At 69.1% G+C, this 21739-nt stretch carries 17 protein-coding genes; 13 read left to right on the forward strand and 4 right to left on the reverse strand.

All coding sequences use genetic code 11. The features are described 5' to 3' along the window. Positions 1-22 precede the first annotated feature (22 nt). The 5 genes from CAP38_RS09940 (at position 23) to mdoH (ending at position 7146) form a co-directional block, all read left to right on the forward strand. On the forward strand, positions 23-1411 hold the full coding sequence (locus tag CAP38_RS09940; protein ID WP_086121404.1) for a sensor histidine kinase KdpD: 1389 nt from the start codon (positions 23-25) through the stop codon (positions 1409-1411). Further along, the gene (locus CAP38_RS15380) at positions 1401-1931 is read left to right on the forward strand and encodes a hypothetical protein (protein ID WP_086121254.1); all 531 of its coding nucleotides are present in this window, start codon (positions 1401-1403) and stop codon (positions 1929-1931) included. The genes CAP38_RS09940 and CAP38_RS15380 overlap by 11 nt, the downstream gene beginning before the upstream one ends. A gap of 31 nt (positions 1932-1962) precedes the next feature. Beyond that, on the forward strand, positions 1963-3387 hold the full coding sequence (locus CAP38_RS09950) for a sigma 54-interacting transcriptional regulator (RefSeq protein WP_086121255.1): 1425 nt from the start codon (positions 1963-1965) through the stop codon (positions 3385-3387). Positions 3388-3577: 190 nt separating this feature from the next. After that, positions 3578-5158, forward strand: a complete 1581-nt coding sequence (locus CAP38_RS09955; protein WP_086121256.1) for a glucan biosynthesis protein G — start codon at positions 3578-3580, stop codon at positions 5156-5158. Further along, positions 5155-7146: a glucans biosynthesis glucosyltransferase MdoH gene (gene mdoH / locus CAP38_RS09960; protein ID WP_256924401.1), complete on the forward strand. Its 1992-nt coding sequence runs from the start codon at positions 5155-5157 to the stop codon at positions 7144-7146. Before CAP38_RS09955 ends, mdoH begins: the two co-directional genes overlap by 4 nt. On the opposite strand, the gene ffh is transcribed toward mdoH, so the two are convergent. Beyond that, the gene (gene ffh / locus CAP38_RS09965; RefSeq protein WP_086121258.1) at positions 7139-8512 is read right to left on the reverse strand and encodes a signal recognition particle protein; all 1374 of its coding nucleotides are present in this window, start codon (positions 8510-8512) and stop codon (positions 7139-7141) included. The genes mdoH and ffh overlap by 8 nt on opposite strands. Before the next feature lie 122 nt (positions 8513-8634). On the opposite strand from ffh, the gene CAP38_RS09970 reads away from it, so the two are divergent. The 8 genes from CAP38_RS09970 (at position 8635) to CAP38_RS10005 (ending at position 18852) form a co-directional block, all read left to right on the forward strand. Next, complete coding sequence (locus CAP38_RS09970) at positions 8635-9417, forward strand: inner membrane protein YpjD (protein ID WP_373271411.1); 783 nt, start codon at positions 8635-8637, stop codon at positions 9415-9417. Positions 9418-9436: 19 nt separating this feature from the next. Continuing rightward, positions 9437-9685 carry a PP0621 family protein gene (locus CAP38_RS09975; protein WP_086121260.1) on the forward strand — a complete coding sequence of 83 codons (249 nt, stop codon included), beginning with the start codon at positions 9437-9439 and terminating at the stop codon, positions 9683-9685. 2 nt (positions 9686-9687) lie between these two features. Further along, on the forward strand, positions 9688-11409 hold the full coding sequence (locus CAP38_RS09980; protein WP_086121261.1) for a PAS domain-containing sensor histidine kinase: 1722 nt from the start codon (positions 9688-9690) through the stop codon (positions 11407-11409). A 17-nt stretch (positions 11410-11426) separates the two neighbouring features. Beyond that, a complete protein-coding gene (locus tag CAP38_RS09985; RefSeq protein ID WP_086121262.1) occupies positions 11427-12917 on the forward strand; it encodes a sigma-54 dependent transcriptional regulator in 1491 nt (496 codons plus the stop codon). Beyond that, on the forward strand, positions 12904-13572 hold the full coding sequence (ampD, locus tag CAP38_RS09990) for a 1,6-anhydro-N-acetylmuramyl-L-alanine amidase AmpD (RefSeq protein WP_086121263.1): 669 nt from the start codon (positions 12904-12906) through the stop codon (positions 13570-13572). The genes CAP38_RS09985 and ampD overlap by 14 nt, the downstream gene beginning before the upstream one ends. Before the next feature lie 291 nt (positions 13573-13863). Further along, positions 13864-16764, forward strand: a complete 2901-nt coding sequence (locus CAP38_RS09995) for a ribonucleoside-diphosphate reductase subunit alpha (protein WP_086121264.1) — start codon at positions 13864-13866, stop codon at positions 16762-16764. A gap of 141 nt (positions 16765-16905) precedes the next feature. Continuing rightward, complete coding sequence (locus tag CAP38_RS10000; RefSeq protein ID WP_086121405.1) at positions 16906-18081, forward strand: ribonucleotide-diphosphate reductase subunit beta; 1176 nt, start codon at positions 16906-16908, stop codon at positions 18079-18081. Positions 18082-18303: 222 nt separating this feature from the next. Beyond that, positions 18304-18852 carry a histone gene (locus tag CAP38_RS10005; RefSeq protein ID WP_086121265.1) on the forward strand — a complete coding sequence of 183 codons (549 nt, stop codon included), beginning with the start codon at positions 18304-18306 and terminating at the stop codon, positions 18850-18852. 66 nt (positions 18853-18918) lie between these two features. On the opposite strand, the gene CAP38_RS10010 is transcribed toward CAP38_RS10005, so the two are convergent. Genes CAP38_RS10010 through prmA form a run of 3 tightly spaced genes read right to left on the reverse strand, consistent with a single transcriptional unit; the run spans position 18919 to position 21739 of the window. Next, complete coding sequence (locus tag CAP38_RS10010) at positions 18919-19812, reverse strand: carbohydrate kinase family protein (protein ID WP_086121266.1); 894 nt, start codon at positions 19810-19812, stop codon at positions 18919-18921. Between the two features lie 12 nt (positions 19813-19824). Beyond that, complete coding sequence (locus tag CAP38_RS10015) at positions 19825-20814, reverse strand: zinc-ribbon and DUF3426 domain-containing protein (protein WP_086121267.1); 990 nt, start codon at positions 20812-20814, stop codon at positions 19825-19827. 40 nt (positions 20815-20854) lie between these two features. Continuing rightward, the gene (prmA, locus tag CAP38_RS10020; RefSeq protein ID WP_086121406.1) at positions 20855-21739 is read right to left on the reverse strand and encodes a 50S ribosomal protein L11 methyltransferase; all 885 of its coding nucleotides are present in this window, start codon (positions 21737-21739) and stop codon (positions 20855-20857) included.

Here is a 21739-nt window from a genome sequence, read left to right on the forward strand (position 1 = left end):
GTCGTCGCTGTCGTTCCAGCAGATGCTGCTGGTGGCGTTCCTGCTGATCGGGGCGCTGCTGGGTGCCGCCGCCGTGCGCGCGCTGTTCTCGCTGGAGTCCCTCATGGCCCAGGGCCGCGAAGGGGCCGACCAGGCCATTGCGCTGTCCACCGCCGCCCAGTCGCTGGGCGAACGCAGCGTGGCCATGGAGCGTGCGGCCCGGCAGTCGCTGGTGCTGCGCGACCGGCAGCTGCGCCAGCGCTTCGACGAGGCGGCCCGGCAGGCGGCCAGCACCCTGGACCAGCTGACCACCAACGACCTGCCCGACGAATTCGCCCGGCCCTGGCGCGAGCAGATACGGACGATCGGCCTGCTGCTGGATGGCCCGCCCGAGACCGCCCTGGACCGCGAACGCGAAGTGGCCCGGGCCTTCCGCGAGCTCGACGGCTTCACCGCCCTGATCGCGCAGCAGGTGCAGAGCCTGATCGCCGCACGCAACCAGGCGCTGCAGGCCCGCTTCGAGACCAGCCGCCAGCAGCTGGCCCAGCAGGTGCTGGGCTCCATCGGGCTGGCTGCGGCCATGGCGATCGGCTTCGGTGTCTGGCTGGCCCGACCGTTCCAGCGGCTGGAGAAGGCCATCGTGGCCCTGGGCGAGAACCGACTGGAATCGCCCATCGACATTCCCGGTCCGACCGATGTGCGCCGGGTCAGCCAGCAGCTCGACTGGCTGCGCCTGCGCCTGACCGAGCTCGACGCCGACAAGGCCCGCTTCCTGCGCCACATCTCGCACGAGCTCAAGACACCGCTGGCCTCGCTGCGCGAGGGCGTGGCGGTGCTGGGCGACGGCGTGGCCGGCCCGCTGGGGCCCGACCAGGCCGAGGTGGTGCGCATCCTGCAGCACAACACCGGCCAGCTGCAGGACCAGATCGAGGCCCTGCTGCGCTTCAATGCCGCCGCCTTCGAGGCCCGGCAGCTCCGGCGCGAGCGCACCGACCTGCTCACGCTGACCCAGGAGCAGGTCCAGGCCCAGCGGCTGCACTGGCAGGCGCGTGGCCTGCTGGTGCGGGTGGAAGGCTCGCCGGTGGTGCTGCCGCTGGACCGCGACAAGATGGCCTCGGCCCTGGGCAACCTGCTGCTCAACGCGATCCGCTTCTCGCCCGAGGGGGGCCTGATCCGCGTGCTGGTGAACGACCTGCCCGGCCGGGCCAGCGTGGACATCGTCGACCAGGGGCCGGGGGTGGCCGAGGCCGACCGCGACCGCATCTTCGAGCCCTTCTACCGGGGCCAGCGCCAGCCGCCGCAAGCGGTCAAGGGCACCGGCATCGGCCTGTCCATCGTCCATGAATACGTGGTGGCCCATGGCGGCCGCGTGTCCCTGGTGCCGCAACCCGGCGGCGCCCATTTCCGCATCGAACTTCCCCATGCCAGCTGACATCCACCCTGCCATCGCGCGTCCGCGCTTCGCTGCCGCCCTGCTGATCGCGCTGTCCCTGCTGGGCAGTGCCTGCAGCGCCACCCCGGCCACGGCCCAGGACCGGGTGGCGGTCGAGCAGGTGCTGGCCTATGCCGACCGGGTGCGCCTGCTGGGTCCGGCCGAACTGGCCACCGAGATCACCAGCCTGGGCGACGGCGGCGACATTCCGCACCTGCAGCTGCAGCTGGCGCTGGCGCTGGTGCAGACCCACCAGCCGGTGGACACCGCCCGCGCGCTGGGTCTGGTGCAGCGGGTGGTCGCCAGCACCCAGCCCCAGGCCGCCGCCCTGCAGCCCCTGGCCCGGCTGCTGGCGGCCCGGCTGATGGAGCAGCGCCGGCTGGAGGACCAGTACGACCGGCAGAGCCAGCAGATCCGCGACGCGCAGCGCCGCATCGACCAGCTCAACGAACGGCTGGAGGCCATGCGCGCCATCGAGCGCAGCCTCACGCCGCGCAGCCCCCGCCCCGCCGCCCCCTGAACCTTCGCGCCGACGTCCTGTCTGACCCACCATGGCCGAGACCGTTTCCCGCTCCCAGGACAGCCCGCCCGCCACCCGCCGCCCGCGTCTGCTGGTGGTCGACGACGACGCCGACATGCTGCGCCTGCTGTCCATGCGGCTGGGCGCCGCCGGCTACCAGGTGAGTGCCGTGGGGTCGGCCGAGGCCGCCCTGGCCCAGCTCGACATCGAACGGCCGCAGCTGGTCATCTCCGACGTGCGCCTGCCCGGCCGCGACGGCCTGGCCCTGTTCGACGACATCCGCAACCGACACCCTTCCCTGCCGGTGATCCTGCTCACCGCGCACGGCACCATTCCCGACGCGGTGGAGGCCACCTCGCGCGGCGTGTTCAGCTACCTCACCAAACCCTTCGATGCCCGCGAGCTGCTGGACAAGATCAGCCAGGCACTGGCCCTGGGTTCGCCGGCCGGCCCGAGCGAGCCGGTGGACGAGGCCTGGCGCTCGGAGATCGTCAGCCGCTCCAGCCGCATGGCCGACCTGCTGGCCGAGGCCCGCATGGTGGCGCGCAGCGACGCCAGCGTGCTGCTGCGCGGCGATTCCGGCACCGGCAAGGAAATGCTGGCCCGTGCCATCCACAAGGCCAGCCGGCGGGCCGGCAAGCCCTTCATTGCGGTCAACTGCGGCGCCATTCCGGAAGCCCTGCTGGAATCCGAACTGTTCGGCCACATGAAGGGGGCCTTCACCGACGCGGTGGCCAACCACAAGGGCCTGTTCCAGGCGGCCGATGGCGGCACGCTGCTGCTCGACGAGATCGGCGACATGCCGCCGGCCCTGCAGGTCAAGCTGCTGCGGGTGCTGCAGGAGCGCGCGGTGCGGCCGCTGGGATCGAGCCAGTCGATCCCGGTGGACGTGCGCATCGTCTCGGCCACCCACCGCGACCTGGAGGCCGCCATGGCCCAGGGCCAGTTCCGGGAAGACCTCTATTACCGGCTCAACGTGGTCACGCTGACCCTGCCCACCCTGGCCGAGCGGCGCGAGGACATCGCCCTGCTGGCCAACCACTTTCTGGCCCGGCTGTCGGCCAAGTACGGCAAGCGCAGCTCGGGCTTTGCGCCCGAGGCCCTCAAGGCCCTCACCCTGGCCAGCTGGCCCGGCAACGTGCGCCAGCTCTACAACGTGGTGGAGCAGGTCTGCGCCCTGGCCACCACGCCGCTGGTGTCGCTGGCCCTGGTGCAGCGCGCCCTGCGCACCCCGGCGGTGGAGGTGCTGAGCTATGCCGAGGCCAAGCAGCGTTTCGAGCGCGACTACCTGGTGGGCCTGCTCAAGATGACCGACGGCAACGTGGCCGACGCCGCCCGGCTGGCCGAGCGCAACCGGACCGAGTTCTACCGGCTGCTGCAGAAGCATGCGCTCACGCCGGGCCTGTTCAAGAACGACGGCGGCGGCACAGGAGCCGAGCCTGTCGCTCCAGAGTGACAAGCGCAAGTCCTTGATCTGCAAGGAATCCGCCGCCAGGGACCCCGGTGCTGTCGCCATCCGGCGACAAAAAACACGGGTTTACCCTGATTTCCGTCGCCCTGCACCGGCCCATGCCGATGAGGTGACGCCAAGTCTTTGATCTGAAAGGGTTTTTTCGACCTGGCACAGGGTTTGCCCTATACAGGGCATGCCCCTGGTCATTTCCCCCGTCATCCCCGCCGCCCGCCACCTGGGCCGCTCGCTGCTGACCGGCCTGATCACCAGCCTGGCTGCGGTCTGCGCGGCCGCCCAGGGCCTGGACTGGGACAGCGTCTCCCACATCGCCCAGACCCGCGCCGCCCAGCCGTGGACGCCATCCGGCGACAAGGCCGCTGCCCTGCCGCCGGAGCTGGCGAACATCAGCTACGACGGCCTGCGCGCCATCCGTTTCAAGCCCGAGCGCAGCACCTGGCGCGACCGGTCGCTGCCGTTCGAGCTGCAGTATTTCCACCTCGGCCTCTACCAGACCGAGCCGGTGCGCATCCGCGAGATCGGCCCGGACGGTCAGGTGACCGAGCTGCCGTTCCGCACCGGCGATTACGACTACGGCTTCAACCGCTTCGACACCGCCGCCTGGGGTGACCTGGGCCATGCCGGCTTCCGGCTGCACTACCCGCTCAACAGCGTGGCCTACAAGGACGAGCTGGCGGTGTTCCTGGGCGCCAGCTATTTCCGCGCCCTGGGCGCCGGTCAGCAGTACGGCCTGTCGGCCCGGGGGCTGGCCATCGACACCGTGGGCGGCCAGGGTGAGGAATTCCCGCGCTTCACCGAGTTCTGGGTGCGCCGCCCCTCGGCCACCGACCGCGAGGTGACGGTGCTGGCCCTGCTGGAGTCGGCGCGCGCCACCGGGGCTTACCGCTTCGTCATCCGCCCCGGCTTCCAGACCACCATGACGGTCCATGCCCGGGTCTACCTGCGGGTCGGCGCCGCACCGGTGGCCACGCTGGGCCTGGCGCCGCTGACCAGCATGTTCCTCTCGGGCGAGAACCAGCCGCTGCCCGGCGACTTCCGCCCCGAGGTGCACGACTCCGACGGCCTGATGCTGGCCACCGGCGAAGGCGAATGGCTGTGGCGCCCGCTGCAGCGCCCGCGCAGCGTGCAGGTGAGCTCGTTCGCCACCGTCAACCCGCGCGGCTTCGGCCTGATGCAGCGCGACCGCCGCTTCGCCAGCTACGAGGACGTGGAAGCCCGCTACGAACGCCGGCCCAGCGCCTGGGTACGGCCGCTGGGTGACTGGGGCGCCGGCCGGGTGGAGCTGGTGCAGCTGCCCACCCCGGACGAGACCCACGACAACGTGGTCGCCTACTGGGTGCCCGCGCGCCTGCCGGCGCAGGGGCAGCCGCTGGAGTTCGCCTACGAGCTGTCCTGGCAGGGCGACGAGCAGCAGCGCCCGCCCTCCAGCTGGGTGACCCAGACCCGCCGGGGCTACGGCTACACCCGCCTCAGCCCGGCCGAGCAGTCGGCGCAGCCCAAGTTCGTGCTCGATTTCGCCGGCCCCGCGCTGGACGCGCTGCCGCCCGGCGCAGCGGTGCAGGCCGTGGTGAGCGCCAACGCCAATGGCCGCGTCATCGAGGCCGTCGCCTATCCCAATCCGGCCACCAGCTCCTGGCGGGTGAGCCTGCGCGTGGTGCGCATCGACCCGAACCAGCCGGTCGAGCTGCGCGCCTTCCTTCAACACCAACAACACGCCGTGAGCGAAACATGGACACACCTGCTGCTGCCCGAATGAGCCCCGCCAAGAGCCTGTCCGTGAACCGGTCCGTCCACCCGCGCAGCCCGCTGCGCGAGGAACGCCACCCCAACGCGGTGACCGCCCCGCCGCTGCGGCGCGGATCGATGGTGCCCCGCCCCTGGCGCGGCTTCTGGAACAGCGTGGGCACCGGCCTGCTGGGCCTGGCCGATCGCCTGATCCCGCCACCCAGCCAGCCGCCACGCGCCCCCGAAGCACCCACCCGCTGGGACGGTGCGGCCCGGCGCCGCCGCGCAGCCTTCGTGGCACTGACCCTGCTGAGCACCGGTCTGGCCGGCTGGCTGTTCGCCGATGCCCAGCCCGCGACCGACAGCGGCTGGCTGCAGACCGCGCAGCTGGTGCTGTTCTCGGTGCTCTCGGCCTGGGTGGTGACCGGCTTCGTCACCGCGCTGATGGGCTTCTGGGTGCTGCTGCGCGGTGACCGCCACACCTTGCGCGCGGCCGATGTGCGCGACCACGCCATGAATCCCGAGGCCCGCACGGCGATCATCATGCCGATCTGCAACGAGGACGTGTCCACCGTCTTCGCCGGTCTGCGCGCCACCTGCGAGTCGCTGATCGCCACCGGGCATGCCGGCCAGTTCGATGTGTTCGTGCTGTCCGACAGCTTCCAGGCCGGGGTGCCGCAGGCCGAACGCGAGGCCTGGGAACAGCTGCGCGCCGATCTGGCGGCGCAGCACGGCGGCCAGCCGCCGCTGGAGGTGTATTACCGGCTGCGCCAGCGACGCACCCACCGCAAGGCCGGCAACGTGGCCGACTTCTGCCGGCGCTGGGGCCGCGACTACCGCAACATGGTGGTGCTGGACGCCGACAGCGTCATGAGCGGCCGCTGCCTGACCGACATGGTGAAGTTGATGGAAGCCCATCCGCGCGCCGGCATCATCCAGACCGCCACGCAGTCCATCGGTCATGCCACGCTGCATGCCCGCGCCCAGCAGTTCGCCTCGCGCGTGACCGGTCGGCTGTTCACCCTGGGCATGCAGTTCTGGCAGCTCGGCGAATCGCATTACTGGGGCCACAACGCCATCATCCGCGTCGAGGCCTTCATGAAGCACTGCGCGCTGGCGCCCATCCCGGGGAAGGGCGGCATGGCCGGCGGCATCCTGTCGCACGACTTCGTCGAAGCCGCCCTCATGCGCCGCGCCGGCTACCACGTGTGGCTGGTGTCCGACCTGCAGGGCAGCTACGAACAGCAGCCGCCGGACCTGCTGAGCGAACTGCAGCGCGACCGGCGCTGGTGCCAGGGCAACCTGCAGAACGCGCGCCTGGCCGCCGAGCCCGGCATCCACCGGGTGCACCGCAGCATGTTCGTCATCGGCGCGATGTCGTACCTGTCGGCCCCGCTGTGGCTGGCCTTCCTGTCCATCGGGATCGCCCTGTGGCTCACCGGCGGCACCGATGCACCGGTGTGGCAGGCGGTGCCATCCGAGCTGCGCGGCCTGTGGGCCTTCACCCTGTGCCTGTTGTTCCTGCCGCGGGTGCTGGGCGTGCTGGCGGTGTTCATGAAGGGGGAGCAGAAGTCGTTCGGCGGTGGCGGTGTGCTGCTGCTCAGCGCGCTGGCCGAAACCCTGCTGGCCCTGGTGCTGGCGCCCATCCGCATGCTGGCGCATTCGCTGTTCGTGCTGGTGGCGGTCACCGGCATGAAGCTGGAATGGAAATCGCCACCGCGGGAGGCCACCGGTGTGAGCTGGGCCGATGCCGCCGCCCGACTGGCACCCATGAGCCTGGTCATTGCCCTCATGGCTGCCGCCGTGGCCGCCATCAACCCGGGCGCCCTGCTGTGGCTGGCCCCGGTGGCCCTGCCGCTGCTGCTGGCCGTTCCGCTGGCGGTGCTCACCAGCCATGTGGAACTGGGTCAGTGGATGCGTTCGCGCGGCGTGCTGCTGATTCCGGAAGAGTCGTGGTCGCCGGCGGTGCTGCGGCGCGCCTGGCGCCACGCCAGCCAGATGGCGCTCAAACCTACCTGATGCCGGGCGGGAGGCCCTTCATGCCTCCCATGCCGCCCATGCGCTTCATCATCTTCATCAGGCCGCCGCCCTTCATCTTCTTCATCATGCCCTGCATCTGCTCGAACTCCTTGAGCAGGCGGTTGACCTCCTGCACCTGAACGCCGGCACCGGCGGCGATGCGGCGCTTGCGGGTGGCCTTGATGATCTCGGGCTTGCGGCGCTCCTGCAGCGTCATGCTGCAGATGATGCCTTCCTTGCGCTTGATGTCCTTCTCGGCGCGGCTCAGGTCGGCTTCGCTGGCCTTGGCGGCCATGGCACTGGGCAGCTTGTCCATCAGGCTGGACAGCCCGCCCATCTGCTTCATCTGCCGGATCTGGTCGAGGAAGTCGTTGAGGTCGAAGCCCTCACCGCTCTTGACCTTGGCTGCGAGCTTCTGGGCCGACGCCATGTCCACACCGGCCGTGACCTGCTCCACCAGCGCCACGATGTCGCCCATGCCCAGCACCCGGCCGGCGTGGCGTTCGGCATCGAACACCTCCAGGCCGTCGAGCTTTTCGGAGGTGCCGGCGAACTTGATGGGGGCGCCGGTGATCGCGCGCACCGACAGCGCGGCACCGCCGCGCGAGTCGCCGTCGAGCTTGGTCAGCACGATACCGGTCAGCGGCAGCGCCTCCTTGAAGGCGCGGGCGGTGTTGATGGCGTCCTGGCCCTGCATGGCGTCCACCACGAACAGCGTCTCCACCGGATTCAGGATGCCGTGGAGTTCCTGGATCTCGCGCATCAGCGCTTCGTCGATGGCCAGGCGGCCGGCGGTGTCGACCAGCAGCACATCAAAGTAATGGCGGCGGGCATGGTCGATGGCGGCGCGGGCGATGTCGGCCGGCTTCTGGTCCGGCGTGCTGGGGAACCACTCGGCCCCGGCCTGGGCGGTGACGGTGCGCAGCTGCTCGATGGCGGCCGGGCGGTAGACGTCGCCCGAGACGGTGAGCACCTTCTTCTTGCGCTTCTCGATCAGGTGGCGCGCCAGCTTGGCGGTGGTGGTGGTCTTGCCGGCACCCTGCAGGCCGGCCATCAGGATCACCGCCGGCGGCTGGGCCGCCAGGTTGATGTCGGCCACCCCCTCGCCCATGGTGGCCGCCAGTTCGCGGTTGACGATGCCCACCAGGGCCTGACCCGGCGTGAGCGAACCCACCACCTCGGCACCCAGGGCGCGCTCCTTGACCCGGGCGATGAAGTCGCGCACCACCGGCAGGGCCACGTCGGCCTCGAGCAGGGCCATGCGCACCTCGCGCAGCATGTCGGTGACGTTGGACTCGGTGATGCGGGCCTGCCCGCGCATCTCCTTGACGATGCGTGACAGGCGTTCGGAGAGGGCTGATGCCATGCGGGGCTCGGGGAAAGTGGGGAACGGCCGGCAGGAAGGGGCCGTTAAACTGTGCGGATGATTTTAGCCGCGCGCCCCTCCTCAGCCCTGCCGGCGCGCGGCCATCCCGAGGCCTGATGCCCATGCTGTCCAGTCCGGCCCCCACCATCATCGCTTCCGGCCTGACCGCCCTGGCCTATGCCCTCATGCTGTGGGCCCATGCCCGCATGTCGGCGGCGCAACTGCGAAGCCTGCTGGTCCTGGCCTGGCTGCTGCACGCGGTGGTGCTGCTGCGCGGTCTGCTCAACCAGCCGGCCTCGTTCGGTTTTGCACCGGCACTCTCCATCACCCTGTGGCTGGTGCTCACGGTGTACCTGCTGGAGAGCCGGCTCTATCCGCAGCTCAAGGCCCGTCGTGCACTGGGCTGGCTGGGCATGGGCGTGGTGCTGCTGGCGCTGGTGTTTCCCGGCGCCACGTATCCCGCGCTGTCCTCGCCCTGGATGCCTCTGCACTGGGCGCTGGGCATCGCGTCCTACGGCATGATCGCCGCGGCGGTGACCCATGCCTGGCTCATGCAGCGGGCCGAGAAGGCCATGCGGCTGGGACGCACCAACGACACCGACATGCCCCTGCTCACCCTGGAGCGGCTGACCTTCCGGCTGGTGGGCGCCGGCTTCGTGCTGCTGACCGCCACCCTGCTGGCCGGTGGCTGGTTTGCCGAATCGCTCAACCACCGCTGGACCTGGAACCACAAGACCGTGTTCTCGGTGCTGGCCTGGGCCACCATGGGCGTGCTGCTGCTGGGCCGCTGGCGGCTGGGCTGGCGCGGCGGCATGGCCGCCCGCATGGTGTACCTGGGCGCAGGCCTGCTGCTGCTGGGCTACGTGGGCTCGCGCTTCGTGATCGAAGTGTTCCTGCAACGCTGACCCCGATCCATCCCCCCGCATGAAATACCTGCTCGTTCTGGTGGTGGTCCTGGTGGCCGTGCACATCTGGCGCAAGAACCGCCGGGAAGCCCTGGAAGAAGAGGCCCGCCAGCGCCCGCCGGCGCCGCGGCCGGTGCCGGCACCGGTGGCCATGGTGGCCTGCCGCCACTGCGGCACCCACCTGCCCCGGGCCGACGCAGTGGAGGGCACGCTGGGCCTGTACTGCAGCGCCGAGCACCACCGGCTCAACGAACCCGCCCCGCGCTGACCATGGCCCACGAGCCGAATTCCCACTTCCAGCCGTCGTGGTACTCGGCCTTCGAATCGGCCGGCACCGAGGGACGCGAGCAGCAGCAACGCGCCTTTGACCGTCTGTGGCGCGCCTTCATGGGCGCACGGGTGCTGGTGGCGGTGGTGCTGGCCTTGCTGCAGGTGTTCCTGCTGGTCTCCGGCATCAGCGGGTCGCTGCCGCTCACCGGCCTGAGCGGGCTCTACCTGGTGTTCACGGTGCTGGTGCTGGTGTTCCTGCGTCCCCGGCATCAGGGTCGGGTGCCGCCCCTGCACTGGCTCATGACCATCGGTGTGGATGTGGCCACCTTCGCCATCATGCAGTCCATGCAGACCGGTGCGGTCAATTACACGCCGCTGTTCGCGCTGCCGGTGCTGCTGGGCGCCATCCTGGGACCCCTCACGCTGGCGCTGGGCACGGCGGCCTCGGTCACACTGGTGCTGCTGCTGGACGCCTGGATGGCCAGCAACGGTCTCAGCAGCCAGGACACCACCCGCTTCGTGCAGACCGGGCTGGCTGGCACCGGGCTGTTCCTGGTGGCCCTGCTGGCGCACCAGCTGGCCATCCGGCTGGCCCGCGAGGAGGCGCTGGCGGCCAGCAGCCAGGCCGCCGCCCGTGCCCAGGCGCGGGTGAACGAAGTGATCATCGACAACCTGAGCATCGGCGTGCTGGTGGTGGACCTGCATGGCGTGGTGCGCAATGCCAATCCGGCCGCGCAGCACATGCTCATGGGCGACCGCTACCCGGAAGGCGCCCGGCTGCTGCTGTCGGCCCGCAACGGCTGGGAGCATCTGGCGGCCCTGGTGAGCGACACCTTCGCCGCCGGCCAGCCACTGGAGACCGAAACCACCATCGAGCACGACGACCGTCCCAGCCAGCGCCTGCTGGCCCGCACCCGGCTGACCGCATCGGAGGGCCGCCGGGCCGGCCTGTGCGTGCTGTTCCTGGAAGACCTGCGGGAGGTCGAGGCCCGGGTGCGCACCGAAAAGCTCGCGTCCATGGGCCGCATGTCGGCGGCCGTGGCCCACGAGATCCGCAACCCGCTGACCGCCATCACCCAGGCCAATGCGCTGCTGGACGAAGAGGTGAAGGAGCCGGCGCAGAAGCGGCTGACCGGCATGATCGAGCAGAACGCGACCCGGCTCTCGCGCATCGTCGACGACATCCTCAATGTGGCCCGGGTGCAGCCCTCGCAATCGGCGGGCGGGGCACCGGTGGTGCCGCTCGATGCATCGGTTCGGGTGATCACCGGCGAGTGGAATGCCCAGGTCCAGCCCGGGCACCGCCTGGGCGTGCACACCCATGCCCCCAAGGTGCAGGTGGCCTTCGAGCCCGAACACCTGCGCCGGCTGATGGTGAACCTGCTGGACAACGCCGAACGCCATGCCAGTGCGCAGCCGGCGTCGATCCGGGTCATCACGCAGCCCAGCGGGGCGGAACATGTGCGGCTGTCGATCTGGAGCGACGGCCCGCCCCTTGAGGCCACCGTGCTGCGCCACCTGTTCGAGCCGTTCTTCTCGTCCGAGAGCCGGTCCAGCGGACTGGGCCTGTTCATCTGCCGCGAGCTGTGCCAGCGTTACGGCGCCCACATCGCCTACCAGCGCACCCAGCTCGACCAGCGTGAAGGCAACGAGTTCTATGTGCTGCTGCCGCTGGCTGCGCCGCCGGCACGCCACAGCCGACCGCCGCAACAGGCCGCCTGACGCACCATCGCCCTGCCATGCCGTCTCCCAGCTCCCCGTCCAGCGCTTCCATCCTGGTCGTCGACGACGAACCCGATCTGCGAACCCTCTATGAACTCACGCTGCTGCGCGAGGGTCACGCCGTGGTGGCCGTGGGCGACCTGACCCAGGCACGCGAGGCCGTGGGGCGCGACCGCTTCGACATCGTCATCTCGGACATGCGGCTGCCCGACGGGCTGGGCCTTGAACTGCTGCGCGAACTCTCGGCCGCACAGCGCACCGAGAAGTGCATCGTCATCACGGCCTATGGCTCGGCAGAAAACGCCGTGGAGGTGCTCAAGGCCGGCGCCTTCGATTACCTGACCAAGCCGGTGGACCTCAAGCAGCTGCGCAGCGCCGTGGCCTCCGCCCTGCGCAGCCAGCGGGCACCGCTGACCTCCGGTGCGGCGGGGGAACCCCTGCGTGCAGCACCGCCCCCGCCGGCCGGGGTGCAGTCCCTCTCGCGCATCGTGGGCCGCTCGCCCAGCATCGTGCAGATCAAGTCGCGCATCGAGAAGGTGGCCACCAGCATGGCGCCGGTGCTGATCCTGGGCGAATCGGGCACCGGCAAGGAGCTGGTGGCGCGGGCGGTGCACGACTGCAGCCACCGGGCCAGCGGCCCGTTCGTGGCCGTCAACTGCGGCGCGATTCCCGAGAACCTGATCGAGGCCGAATTCTTCGGTGCCCGCAAAGGCGCCTACACCGGCGCCACCGCCGACCGCGAGGGGTACTTCCAGGCGGCGCGCGGCGGCACGCTCTTCCTGGACGAGATCGGCGACCTGCCCCTGGCCATGCAGGCCAAGCTGCTGCGCGTCATCCAGGAACGGCGGGTGCGTGCGCTGGGTGGCGTGCAGGAGGAAGCGGTCGATGTGCGGCTGGTGAGTGCCACCCACCGCGACCTGCCGGCCCTGGTGCAGGCCGGTCAGTTCCGCCAGGACCTGTTCTACCGGCTCAACGTGATCGGGCTGCGCACGCCGGCCCTGCGGGAACGCCGCGAAGACCTCGACGACCTGGTGCAGGCCCTGCTGGAGCGGCTGTGCCAGGACATCGGACAGACCGTGCCGCAGCTCACCGCCCGTGCCCGCGACTGGCTGGCCAGCCGCGAGCTGCCGGGCAATGTGCGCGAACTGGAAAACCTGCTGCAGCGCGCCCTCGCGCTGAGCGACGGGCATCAGCTGGACGTGCCCGACTTCGGCGAGTCGTTCGACGAGGCGCCGACCGATCCCATGCCCCTGAACCGCGCCATGCGCGAAAGCGCACCGGAGACGCAGGGACCCGAGGGCATTCCGGACGACCTGCAGCGTTACCTCGACGAGAAGGAACGCCAGGTGCTGCTCAAGGCGCTGCGCGAGTGCGGCTACAACCGCACTGCCGCCGCCGCACGGCTGGGCCTGAACCTGCGCCAGATGCGCTATCGCATCCAGCGCCTGGGCATCGTCATGCCGTCCGGTCCCGCCGAACCGGAGCTCGACGACGATGACACCCGCTGACGGCCTGTCCGGCCACACAGCCGATCCGCCGGGCTGGCAGGGCGGCTGGCTGCGCGAGGCGCGCCACTGCCCGTCGCCCAACTTCGGCCCCCGGCCGGCCGGCGCCGTCATCGATCTGGTGGTGCTGCACTCGATCAGCCTGCCGCCGGGTCGCTACGGGGGCCCCGAGGTCGAACAGTTCTTCGGCAACCGCCTGGACTGGGACGCCCACCCCTACTTCGACCAGATCCGGGGCATGGAGGTCTCGTCGCACTTCTTCATCCGCCGCGACGGGGAGCTGGTGCAGTTCGTCGACACCTTCGAACGCGCCTGGCATGCGGGGCGGTCCTGCTGGCGAGGCCGCGAGAACTGCAACGACGACTCGATCGGCATCGAGCTCGAAGGCCTGGAAGGCGACAGCTTCGAGGCCCCGCAGTACCAGCGCCTGATCCGCCTGATGCGGCAGCTGGCGCAGCGCCACCCGCTGCGGCATGTGGCCGGACACGAACACATCGCGCCGGGTCGCAAACTTGACCCCGGCACGGGGTTTGATTGGGCACATCTGCAACAGCTGGCGGCGGCCGATCTGGGCTGGGACCGTGGGTACTTTCCCGAGGTCACCCACCCGCGGGCCAACGGACCGGATCACCCTCCCCAGGACGGTGCATCGGCCTGAGCCCGGCCCGATGCGGGCTGGCGCACGAAATCGGTCCGCAGACCGCGCGGAGACTCGGGTCGCGCCCCCCGCATCGCACGGCTGCAGCGATGCCGGCAGGGCCGTCCCGTCCGGTCGGCGGCCTCTTTTTACCCAGCGAAATCCGGCGCATCGGCTGATGGCCCTTCCACGGGCCACACACCATAGGTAGTGGCTTGAAGGGGTCATGGACACCAGATATAGTGTGCCTCCGAGAAGAGCCCAACAGGCCGAAATGCTCCGGACATCCCACAACAACACCCAAGAGGAACCATGCTGACCGCCACCACCCCCCAGACCACCCCCAGCCCGTCGGCCATGCCGACCGGCAGCATGAGCCCCGCCGCAGCGCCCGTGAGCGCTTCCGTCCTGGCCCATTACCAGATCATCCGCCGCAACGGCGCGGTGGTGTCCTTCGAGCCCAGCAAGATCGCCGTGGCCATGATGAAGGCCTTCCTGGCGGTGCACGGCACCCAGGGTGCCGCGTCGGCCAGCGTGCGCGAGACCGTGGACGAACTCACCCAGGCCGTGGTGCGCGCACTGATGCGCTCGCGCCCGGGCGGCGGCACCTTCCACATCGAAGACGTGCAGGACCAGGTCGAACTCGGCCTGATGCGCGGCGGTCACCATGAGGTGGCCCGTGCCTACGTGCTCTACCGCGAGCGCCGCACCCGCGAACGCGCCAGCCAGGCCGTGGCCCAGCCGGCCGAGCCGCAGCTGCATGTGCTCGACCGTGGCCAGCGCGTGCCGCTGGACCTGCAGGGTCTGCAGAGCCTGATCGCCCAGGCCTGTGCCGGCCTGGGAGCCGACGTCAAGCCCGAGCCCATCGTGGCCGAGACCAAGCGCAACCTGTACGACGGCGTGCCGATCGACGAGGTCTACAAGGCCGCCATCCTGGCCGCCCGCACCCTGATCGAAAAGGACCCCGACTACACCTACGCCACCGCGCGCCTGCTGCTGCACACCATCACCAAGGAAATCATGGGTGAGGCCGTGCCGGCCGAGCAGATGGGCGAGCGCTACGCCGAGTACTTCCCGCAGTTCATCAAGAAGGGCGTGGAGAACGACCTGCTCGACGAGAAGCTGCTGCAGTTCGACCTGGCCCGCCTGGGTGCCGCCCTCAAGCCCGAGCGCGACCTGCAGTTCGACTACCTCGGCCTGCAGACCCTGTACGACCGCTACTTCCTGCACGTGCGCAAGACCCGCATCGAGATGCCGCAGGCCTTCTTCATGCGCGTGGCCATGGGCCTGTCGCTCGGCGAGATCGACCGCGAGGCGCGCGCCATCGAGTTCTACGAGATCCTCTCATCGTTCGACTTCATGTCGTCCACCCCCACGCTGTTCAACAGCGGCACGCTGCGCTCGCAGCTCTCGAGCTGCTACCTGACCACCGTGCCCGACGACCTGGACGGCATCTACGAGTCCATCAAGGAAAACGCCCTGCTGTCCAAGTTTGCCGGCGGCCTGGGCAACGACTGGACCCGTGTGCGCGCCCTAGGCTCGCACATCAAGGGCACCAACGGCGAATCGCAGGGCGTGGTGCCGTTCCTCAAGGTGGTCAACGACACCGCCGTGGCGGTCAACCAGGGCGGCAAGCGCAAGGGCGCGGTCTGCACCTACCTGGAGTCGTGGCACCTGGACATCGAGGAGTTCCTGGAGCTGCGCAAGAACACCGGTGACGACCGCCGCCGCACCCACGACATGAACACCGCGAACTGGATTCCGGACCTGTTCATGCGCCGCGTGATGGAGAAGGGCGAGTGGAGCCTGTTCTCCCCCAACAGCGTGCCCGACCTGCACGACAAGTTCGGCGCCGACTTCGAGCGCGCCTATGTTGCCTACGAAGAAAAGGCTGCGCGCGGCGAGATCAAGCCCTACCGCAAGGTGCCGGCGTCCGATCTGTGGCGCAAGATGCTGACCATGCTGTTCGAGACCGGCCATCCCTGGATCACCTTCAAGGACGCCTGCAACGTGCGCTCGCCGCAGCAGCACGCCGGCGTGGTCCACAGCTCCAACCTGTGCACCGAGATCACGCTCAACACCAGCGACACCGAGACCGCCGTGTGCAACCTGGGCTCGGTCAACCTGCACCGCCACCTCAAGGACGGCCCCAACGGCAAGGAACTCGACCATGCCAAGCTGCAGAAGACCATCAACACCGCCATGCGGATGCTCGACAACGTGATCGACATCAACTACTACGCGGTGAAGAAGGCGCGCGACTCCAACCTGCGCCACCGTCCGGTGGGCCTGGGCATCATGGGCTTCCAGGATGCGCTGTACGAACTGCGTGTGCCCTACGCCTCCAATGAAGCGGTCGACTTTGCCGACCGCTCGATGGAAGCGGTGTGCTACTACGCCTACTGGGCCTCCACCGAACTGGCCCGCGAGCGCGGCCGCTACAGCAGCTACAAGGGCTCGCTGTGGGACCAGGGCATCCTGCCGCCCGACACGCTGGACCTGCTCAGCCGCGAGCGCGGCGGCTATGTGGACGTCGACCGCTCCAGCAGCCTCGACTGGGACGCCCTGCGCAAGAAGATCGCCGCCGACGGCATGCGCAACTCCAACTGCGTGGCCATCGCCCCCACTGCAACCATCTCCAACATCATCGGCGTGGACGCATCCATCGAGCCCTGCTTCGGCAACCTATCGGTCAAGTCCAACCTCTCCGGCGAGTTCACCGTCATCAACAGCTACCTGGTCAAGGACCTCAAGCGCCTGGGCCTGTGGGACGACGTGATGGTCATGGACCTCAAGCACTTCGACGGTTCGCTGCGCCCCATCGACCGCGTGCCGCAGGAAGTGAAGGCCCTGTACGCCACCGCCTTCGAGGTGGAGCCGGTCTGGCTGGTGGAAGCCGCCGCACGTCGCCAGAAGTGGATCGACCAGGCGCAGAGCCTGAACATCTACATGGCCGGCGCATCGGGCAAGAAGCTGGACGAGACCTACAAGCTGGCCTGGCTGCGCGGTCTCAAGACCACCTACTACCTGCGCACCACCTCGGCCACGCAGATCGAGAAGTCCACCGGCCGTACCGGCCAGCTCAACGCCGTGTCGGTGACGCCGAGCGCACCGGTCGCTGCCGCCGCCGTGAGCGCCGAACCCGCCAGCGAGCCGGCCACCGACATCAAGTTCTGCGCCATCGACGACCCGGGGTGTGAAGCCTGCCAGTGATGCCAGCCTGTACGACCTGATGCAGCGTGGTGCGTGATGCCTCTTTTCGATGCACCACTGCAACACAAAGCATCAGGTCCATGAGCGATCACTTTGCAATTCATGCCGACACTTTGATAATCCATCGAATTGGACACCACCATGCTGACCTGGGAAGACAACTCGACTCCCGTCTCGACGCCCTCGCAAACCCCGCGGCCTGCCGCCACCGGTTTGCCGACCTCGCCCTCCGGCGCGGCTGCATCCGTCTCCCCTTCGATTCCTTCGCGTCCGGTTGCAGCGGCTGAGGCACCGGCCGAGCGCCGCGTGAACGTGGCCGACAAGCGCATCATCAACGGCCAGACCGACGTCAACCAGCTGGTGCCCTTCAAGTACAAGTGGGCCTGGGAAAAGTACCTCGCCACCTGCGCCAACCACTGGATGCCGCAAGAGATCAACATGAGCCGCGACATCGCGCTCTGGAAGGATCCCAACGGCCTGACCGAAGACGAGCGCCGCCTGGTCAAGCGCAACCTCGGCTTCTTCGTGACTGCCGACTCGCTGGCGGCCAACAACATCACGCTGGGCACCTACCGCCACATCACCGCGCCCGAGTGCCGCCAGTTCCTGCTGCGCCAGGCCTTTGAAGAGGCGATCCACACCCACGCCTACCAGTACATCGTGGAGAGCCTGGGGCTGGACGAAGGCGAGATCTTCAATGCCTACCACGAGGTCGCTTCGATCCGCGACAAGGACGAGTTCCTGATCCCGTTCATCGACGCGATCATGGACCCCAACTTCCAGACCGGCACGCCCGAGAACGACCAGAAGCTGCTCAAGTCGCTGATCGTCTTCGCCTGCCTCATGGAAGGCCTGTTCTTCTACGTGGGCTTCACGCAGATCCTGGCGCTGGGCCGCCAGAACAAGATGACCGGTGCGGCCGAGCAGTACCAGTACATCCTGCGCGACGAGTCGATGCACTGCAATTTCGGCATCGACCTGATCAACGCCATCAAGATGGAGAACCCCCTGCTCTGGACCGCCGAGTTCAAGGCCGAGATCAAGGGTCTCTTCCTCAAGGCGGTCGAACTGGAATACCGCTACGCCGAGGACACCATGCCGCGCGGCGTGCTGGGCCTCAACGCGTCCATGTTCAAAGGCTACCTGCGTTACATCGCCAACCGCCGTGCGACCCAGATCGGTCTGGAGCCGCTGTTCCCCAACGAGGAGAACCCGTTCCCCTGGATGAGCGAGATGATCGATCTCAAGAAGGAACGCAATTTCTTCGAGACCCGCGTCATCGAGTACCAGACCGGTGGCGCGCTCTCCTGGGACTGACCCGGACACACCGGCGCTGCATTGCCTGCACCCATCGACATGCTTATCGAACAACCGGAAACCCGCACACGTCGCGATGGCGCCGTTGATGGGATTTCCGTCACCGGATTCAGCCCCCTGGGGTCGGCCGTGGATGCATCCACAGGACCCCAGGGGGTTGAGTCGCTTCACCGGCATCTGCCGCGTTGAAGTGCTCTTTGCAACTTGATCAAGGAGAAAACAATGGCAACTGCGAAAAAAGCGCCGGCTAAGAAAGCGGCCGTGAAGAAGGCCGCCCCGGCCAAGAAAGCCGCCCCGGCGAAGAAGGCCGCCCCGGCCAAGAAAGCCGCTCCGGCGAAGAAGGCCGCTCCGGCCAAGAAAGCCGCTCCGGCGAAGAAGGCCGCTCCGGCCAAGAAAGCCGCTCCGGCGAAGAAGGCCGCTCCGGCCAAGAAAGCCGCCCCGGCCAAGAAAGCCGCTCCGGCGAAGAAGGCCGCTCCGGCGAAGAAGGCCGCTCCGGCCAAGAAAGCCGCTGCGCCCAAGAAGGCCGCCCCGGCCAAGAAAGCCGCTGCGCCCAAGAAGGCTGCTCCGGCCAAGAAAGCCGCTGCGCCCAAGAAGGCCGCCCCGGCCAAGAAAGCCGCTGCGCCCAAGAAGGCCGCCGTGAAGAAGGCAGCCCCCGCAAAAAAAGCTGAGCCGGCCAAGAAGCCGGCAGCCCCTGCGGCCGCTGCCCCCGCAGCGCAAACCAAGCTCAATCCTCAGGCTGCCTGGCCGTTCCCGACCTCCAGCAAGCCCTGAGTCCGATTGAGATGAAGGCTCGAACCCGGCGCGAAAGCGCCGGGTTTTTTCATGGGCCGATGCGCCTCAGGCCAGTGCCGGCGCCTGGTAGTTCTGCGGCCCGTGCGTTGCAATCTTGGCGGCACCCATGCGGTTGCCCAGCTCGGCGCAACGCCGCAGATCCCACCCCTGGGACAGACCATGCAGCAGGGCGGCACGGAAAGCGTCGCCGCAGCCCGTGGGGTCCAGCACCGCGGTGGCCTGCACACCCGGCACCCGGGTCGCCACACCGTCTTCCCACACCTCGCAACCTTCGCCACCCAGGGTGACCACCAGGCCCTTGACCTTGGCGGCGATCGCCTTGAGCGTGAGCCCGGTGCGCTCGCACAGCATGCGGGCCTCGTAATCGTTCACCGCCACCCAGGTGGCCTGCTCGATGAAGGCCAGCAGCTCCGGTCCGCCGAACATGGGCAGGCCCTGCCCCGGATCGAACACGAAGGGAATGCCCGCCTGGTGCAGCTGGTGCGCGTGGGAGGTCATGGCGTCGCGCCCGTCGGGCGCAACGATGCCGAGCGTGATGGCGCGGCCGGCCGGTACCGGATTGAGGTGGGCCTGCGACATGGCACCGGGGTGGAAGGCAGTGATCTGGTTGTTGTCGCGGTCGGTCATGATCATGGCCTGTGCGGTGTAGCTGTCGGCATGCACCGCCACATGGTCCACGTTCACCCCCAGCCCGCGCAGGCGTTCGATGTACCCGGCACCGTCGCTGCCCACGGTGGCCAGCGGCGTCACCTCGGAGCCCAGCAGACGCAGGCCGTAGGCGATGTTGCCGGCACAGCCACCAAACTCCCGCCGCAGGCCCGGCACCAGGAACGAGACGTTGAGGATGTGCAGCTGGCTGGGCAGGATCTGCTCGGCGAAGCGGCCTTCGAAGGTCATGATGGTGTCGAAGGCCATCGATCCGCAAACAAGAATGGACATGGTGTTGCTCGGTCAGGGGTAGAAAACCAGGGCGCGGTAACCGGCCATGGGCAGGTCGTCGCTGCTGGCGATGGAGAGGCGGAAGCTCACCGGCACCGTGGCGCGCGGCGGCAGTTCGGTGACCGCTTCCGGCCATTCGGACGGCAGGAAGACACGGCGCGCGATCACGCGGTCACCGACATCGGTGAGGCTGAGTTCAAGGGCCGGTGCGGCCAGGGGCAGGTCGCCGGTGTTCTGCAGCACGATGTCGAAGGAATGGAACTGGCCCAGCCGGCGCACCAGGGTGGCGCTTTCGATGACGATGGCGTCGATGCGCCGCAGCGGCTCCACACTGCAGCCCAGGGGCTCGCAGGCCTGCACCAGCAAGGGCTTGAGGGCCGGGTGGCGGGCGGCGAGCCAGCTGCGCTGATGAAATGCCCACTGGGCCGCCAGCAATCCACCCAGCAGCAGCACCGTCAGCAGGAGGACCGCCCGCATCGGGGTGGACCGCCAGAAGGCCTGTCGACGGGCCTGGCGCACGAAACCGGGAATTTCGGCGGGGGCATCGTCTTCGGCCGGCGGGGGCAGCGGATCGGCCGGGGGGGCGTCCACCGACGGTTCCGTCACATCGCCGGCGGCCGGCTGTCCCGGCAGCTGGCTGGAGAGGTCGACGTCCAGCGCCGGCGGTCCTGACTGGCTGGCAAACGCCTGCAGGGCGGCGTGGAAGTCGGAGATGGGGTTGTCGGCCGGAGATGGCTCGGGCGTCGGGTCGGGCTCCGGCACGGGAGCTGGCGAAGGTGCGGGAACCGGTGCAATCGCAGGACCGGGGTTCGGCGGGAGGACCGGCCCGGCGACCGCTTCGGCCGGTGCCGGGCTGAGCATGAGCGAGGCGCTCAAGTGCAGCGTGGCATCGAACACATTCGAGCAATGCCCGCAACGGACCCATCCGTCCGAGATCTTGAGCTGGTCAGGCACCACCCGGAAGCGGGTGCTGCAGGCGGGGCAGCGGGTGGTGAGGCTCATGCACCGATTATTGCAGCGGCACCCTGCCCCACCGGACGGCTCAGGCGCGCCGTGCCGTCATCAGGATCCAGCCGTCTTCCTCGTCGGCCACCGACAGCTGGACCCAGGGCGCATAGGCCTCGGTCAGCTCCTCGGCCTGCCGCGCCAGGATGCCGGCCAGCACCAGATGCCCACCGGGCCTCACATGCGAGCACAGCAGCGGCGCCAGCACCTTGAGCGGCGTGGCCAGGATGTTGGCCAGCACCAGATCGTGCTCACCCTGCGCGGCATCGGGCAGACCTGCCTTGAGCCGGACGCCATTCGCCTCGGCGTTGAGGATGGTGGATTCGACGGCTGCCGGATCGATGTCGACCGCGATGATGTCGGCGGCCCCCATCTTGGCCGCACCGATGGCCAGGATGCCCGATCCGCAGCCGTAGTCCAGCACGCGCGGGCCCATCGGCGCATGCCGTGCGGTCCAGCGCAGGCACATGCGGGTGGTGGGATGGGTGCCGGTGCCGAATGCCAGCCCGGGATCGAGCCGGATGATCTGCCGTGCGGCCGCCGGCGGTTCGTGCCAGGTGGGCACGATCCAGAAGGTGGGCGTGATCTCGACCGGATCGAACTGCGACTGCGTCAGGCGCACCCAGTCCTGATCGGCCACCGGACGCACCTCCAGCACGGTGCAACCGGCGAAGAAGTCCTGCGCCAGCAGCAGGGCAGCGGCCTCGCGGGCCAGTGGCTCGGTGGGGAATAGGGCCACCACCCGCGAGCGCTGCCAGCCCTCCTTGGGCGGGGGCATGCCGGGCTCGCCGAACAGGGCCTGCTCGGCGTCGGTCATGGCGTCGGCGTCTTCCACCGAGGCACTGAGGGCCTCGAGCGCCTCCAGCGCATCGCTCACGTCCTCCACGGCCGCCTCCGGCACCATGAGGACCAGCTCGTGCAG

This window comes from Hydrogenophaga sp. IBVHS2 (assembly GCF_002127215.1).
In the GTDB taxonomy this organism is placed as follows: Bacteria; Pseudomonadota; Gammaproteobacteria; order Burkholderiales; family Burkholderiaceae_C; genus Hydrogenophaga.

What these genes read in the sequence shown, in the direction of transcription:
- CAP38_RS09980 (WP_086121261.1), top strand. Translation starts at nt 9,688, where the DNA reads ATGGCCCACGAGCCGAATTCCCACTTCCAGCCGTCGTGGTACTCGGCC.
- CAP38_RS10010 (WP_086121266.1), bottom strand. Translation starts at nt 19,812, where the DNA reads ATGTCCATTCTTGTTTGCGGATCGATGGCCTTCGACACCATCATGACC.
- CAP38_RS09950 (WP_086121255.1), top strand. Translation starts at nt 1,963, where the DNA reads ATGGCCGAGACCGTTTCCCGCTCCCAGGACAGCCCGCCCGCCACCCGC.
- CAP38_RS10005 (WP_086121265.1), top strand. Translation starts at nt 18,304, where the DNA reads ATGGCAACTGCGAAAAAAGCGCCGGCTAAGAAAGCGGCCGTGAAGAAG.
- CAP38_RS09985 (WP_086121262.1), top strand. Translation starts at nt 11,427, where the DNA reads ATGCCGTCTCCCAGCTCCCCGTCCAGCGCTTCCATCCTGGTCGTCGAC.
- mdoH (WP_256924401.1), top strand. Translation starts at nt 5,155, where the DNA reads ATGAGCCCCGCCAAGAGCCTGTCCGTGAACCGGTCCGTCCACCCGCGC.
- CAP38_RS10000 (WP_086121405.1), top strand. Translation starts at nt 16,906, where the DNA reads ATGCTGACCTGGGAAGACAACTCGACTCCCGTCTCGACGCCCTCGCAA.
- CAP38_RS15380 (WP_086121254.1), top strand. Translation starts at nt 1,401, where the DNA reads ATGCCAGCTGACATCCACCCTGCCATCGCGCGTCCGCGCTTCGCTGCC.
- CAP38_RS09995 (WP_086121264.1), top strand. Translation starts at nt 13,864, where the DNA reads ATGCTGACCGCCACCACCCCCCAGACCACCCCCAGCCCGTCGGCCATG.
- ampD (WP_086121263.1), top strand. Translation starts at nt 12,904, where the DNA reads ATGACACCCGCTGACGGCCTGTCCGGCCACACAGCCGATCCGCCGGGC.
- CAP38_RS09940 (WP_086121404.1), top strand. Translation starts at nt 23, where the DNA reads ATGCTGCTGGTGGCGTTCCTGCTGATCGGGGCGCTGCTGGGTGCCGCC.
- CAP38_RS09955 (WP_086121256.1), top strand. Translation starts at nt 3,578, where the DNA reads ATGCCCCTGGTCATTTCCCCCGTCATCCCCGCCGCCCGCCACCTGGGC.
- CAP38_RS09975 (WP_086121260.1), top strand. Translation starts at nt 9,437, where the DNA reads ATGAAATACCTGCTCGTTCTGGTGGTGGTCCTGGTGGCCGTGCACATC.
- ffh (WP_086121258.1), bottom strand. Translation starts at nt 8,512, where the DNA reads ATGGCATCAGCCCTCTCCGAACGCCTGTCACGCATCGTCAAGGAGATG.
- CAP38_RS10015 (WP_086121267.1), bottom strand. Translation starts at nt 20,814, where the DNA reads ATGAGCCTCACCACCCGCTGCCCCGCCTGCAGCACCCGCTTCCGGGTG.
- CAP38_RS09970 (WP_373271411.1), top strand. Translation starts at nt 8,635, where the DNA reads ATGCTGTCCAGTCCGGCCCCCACCATCATCGCTTCCGGCCTGACCGCC.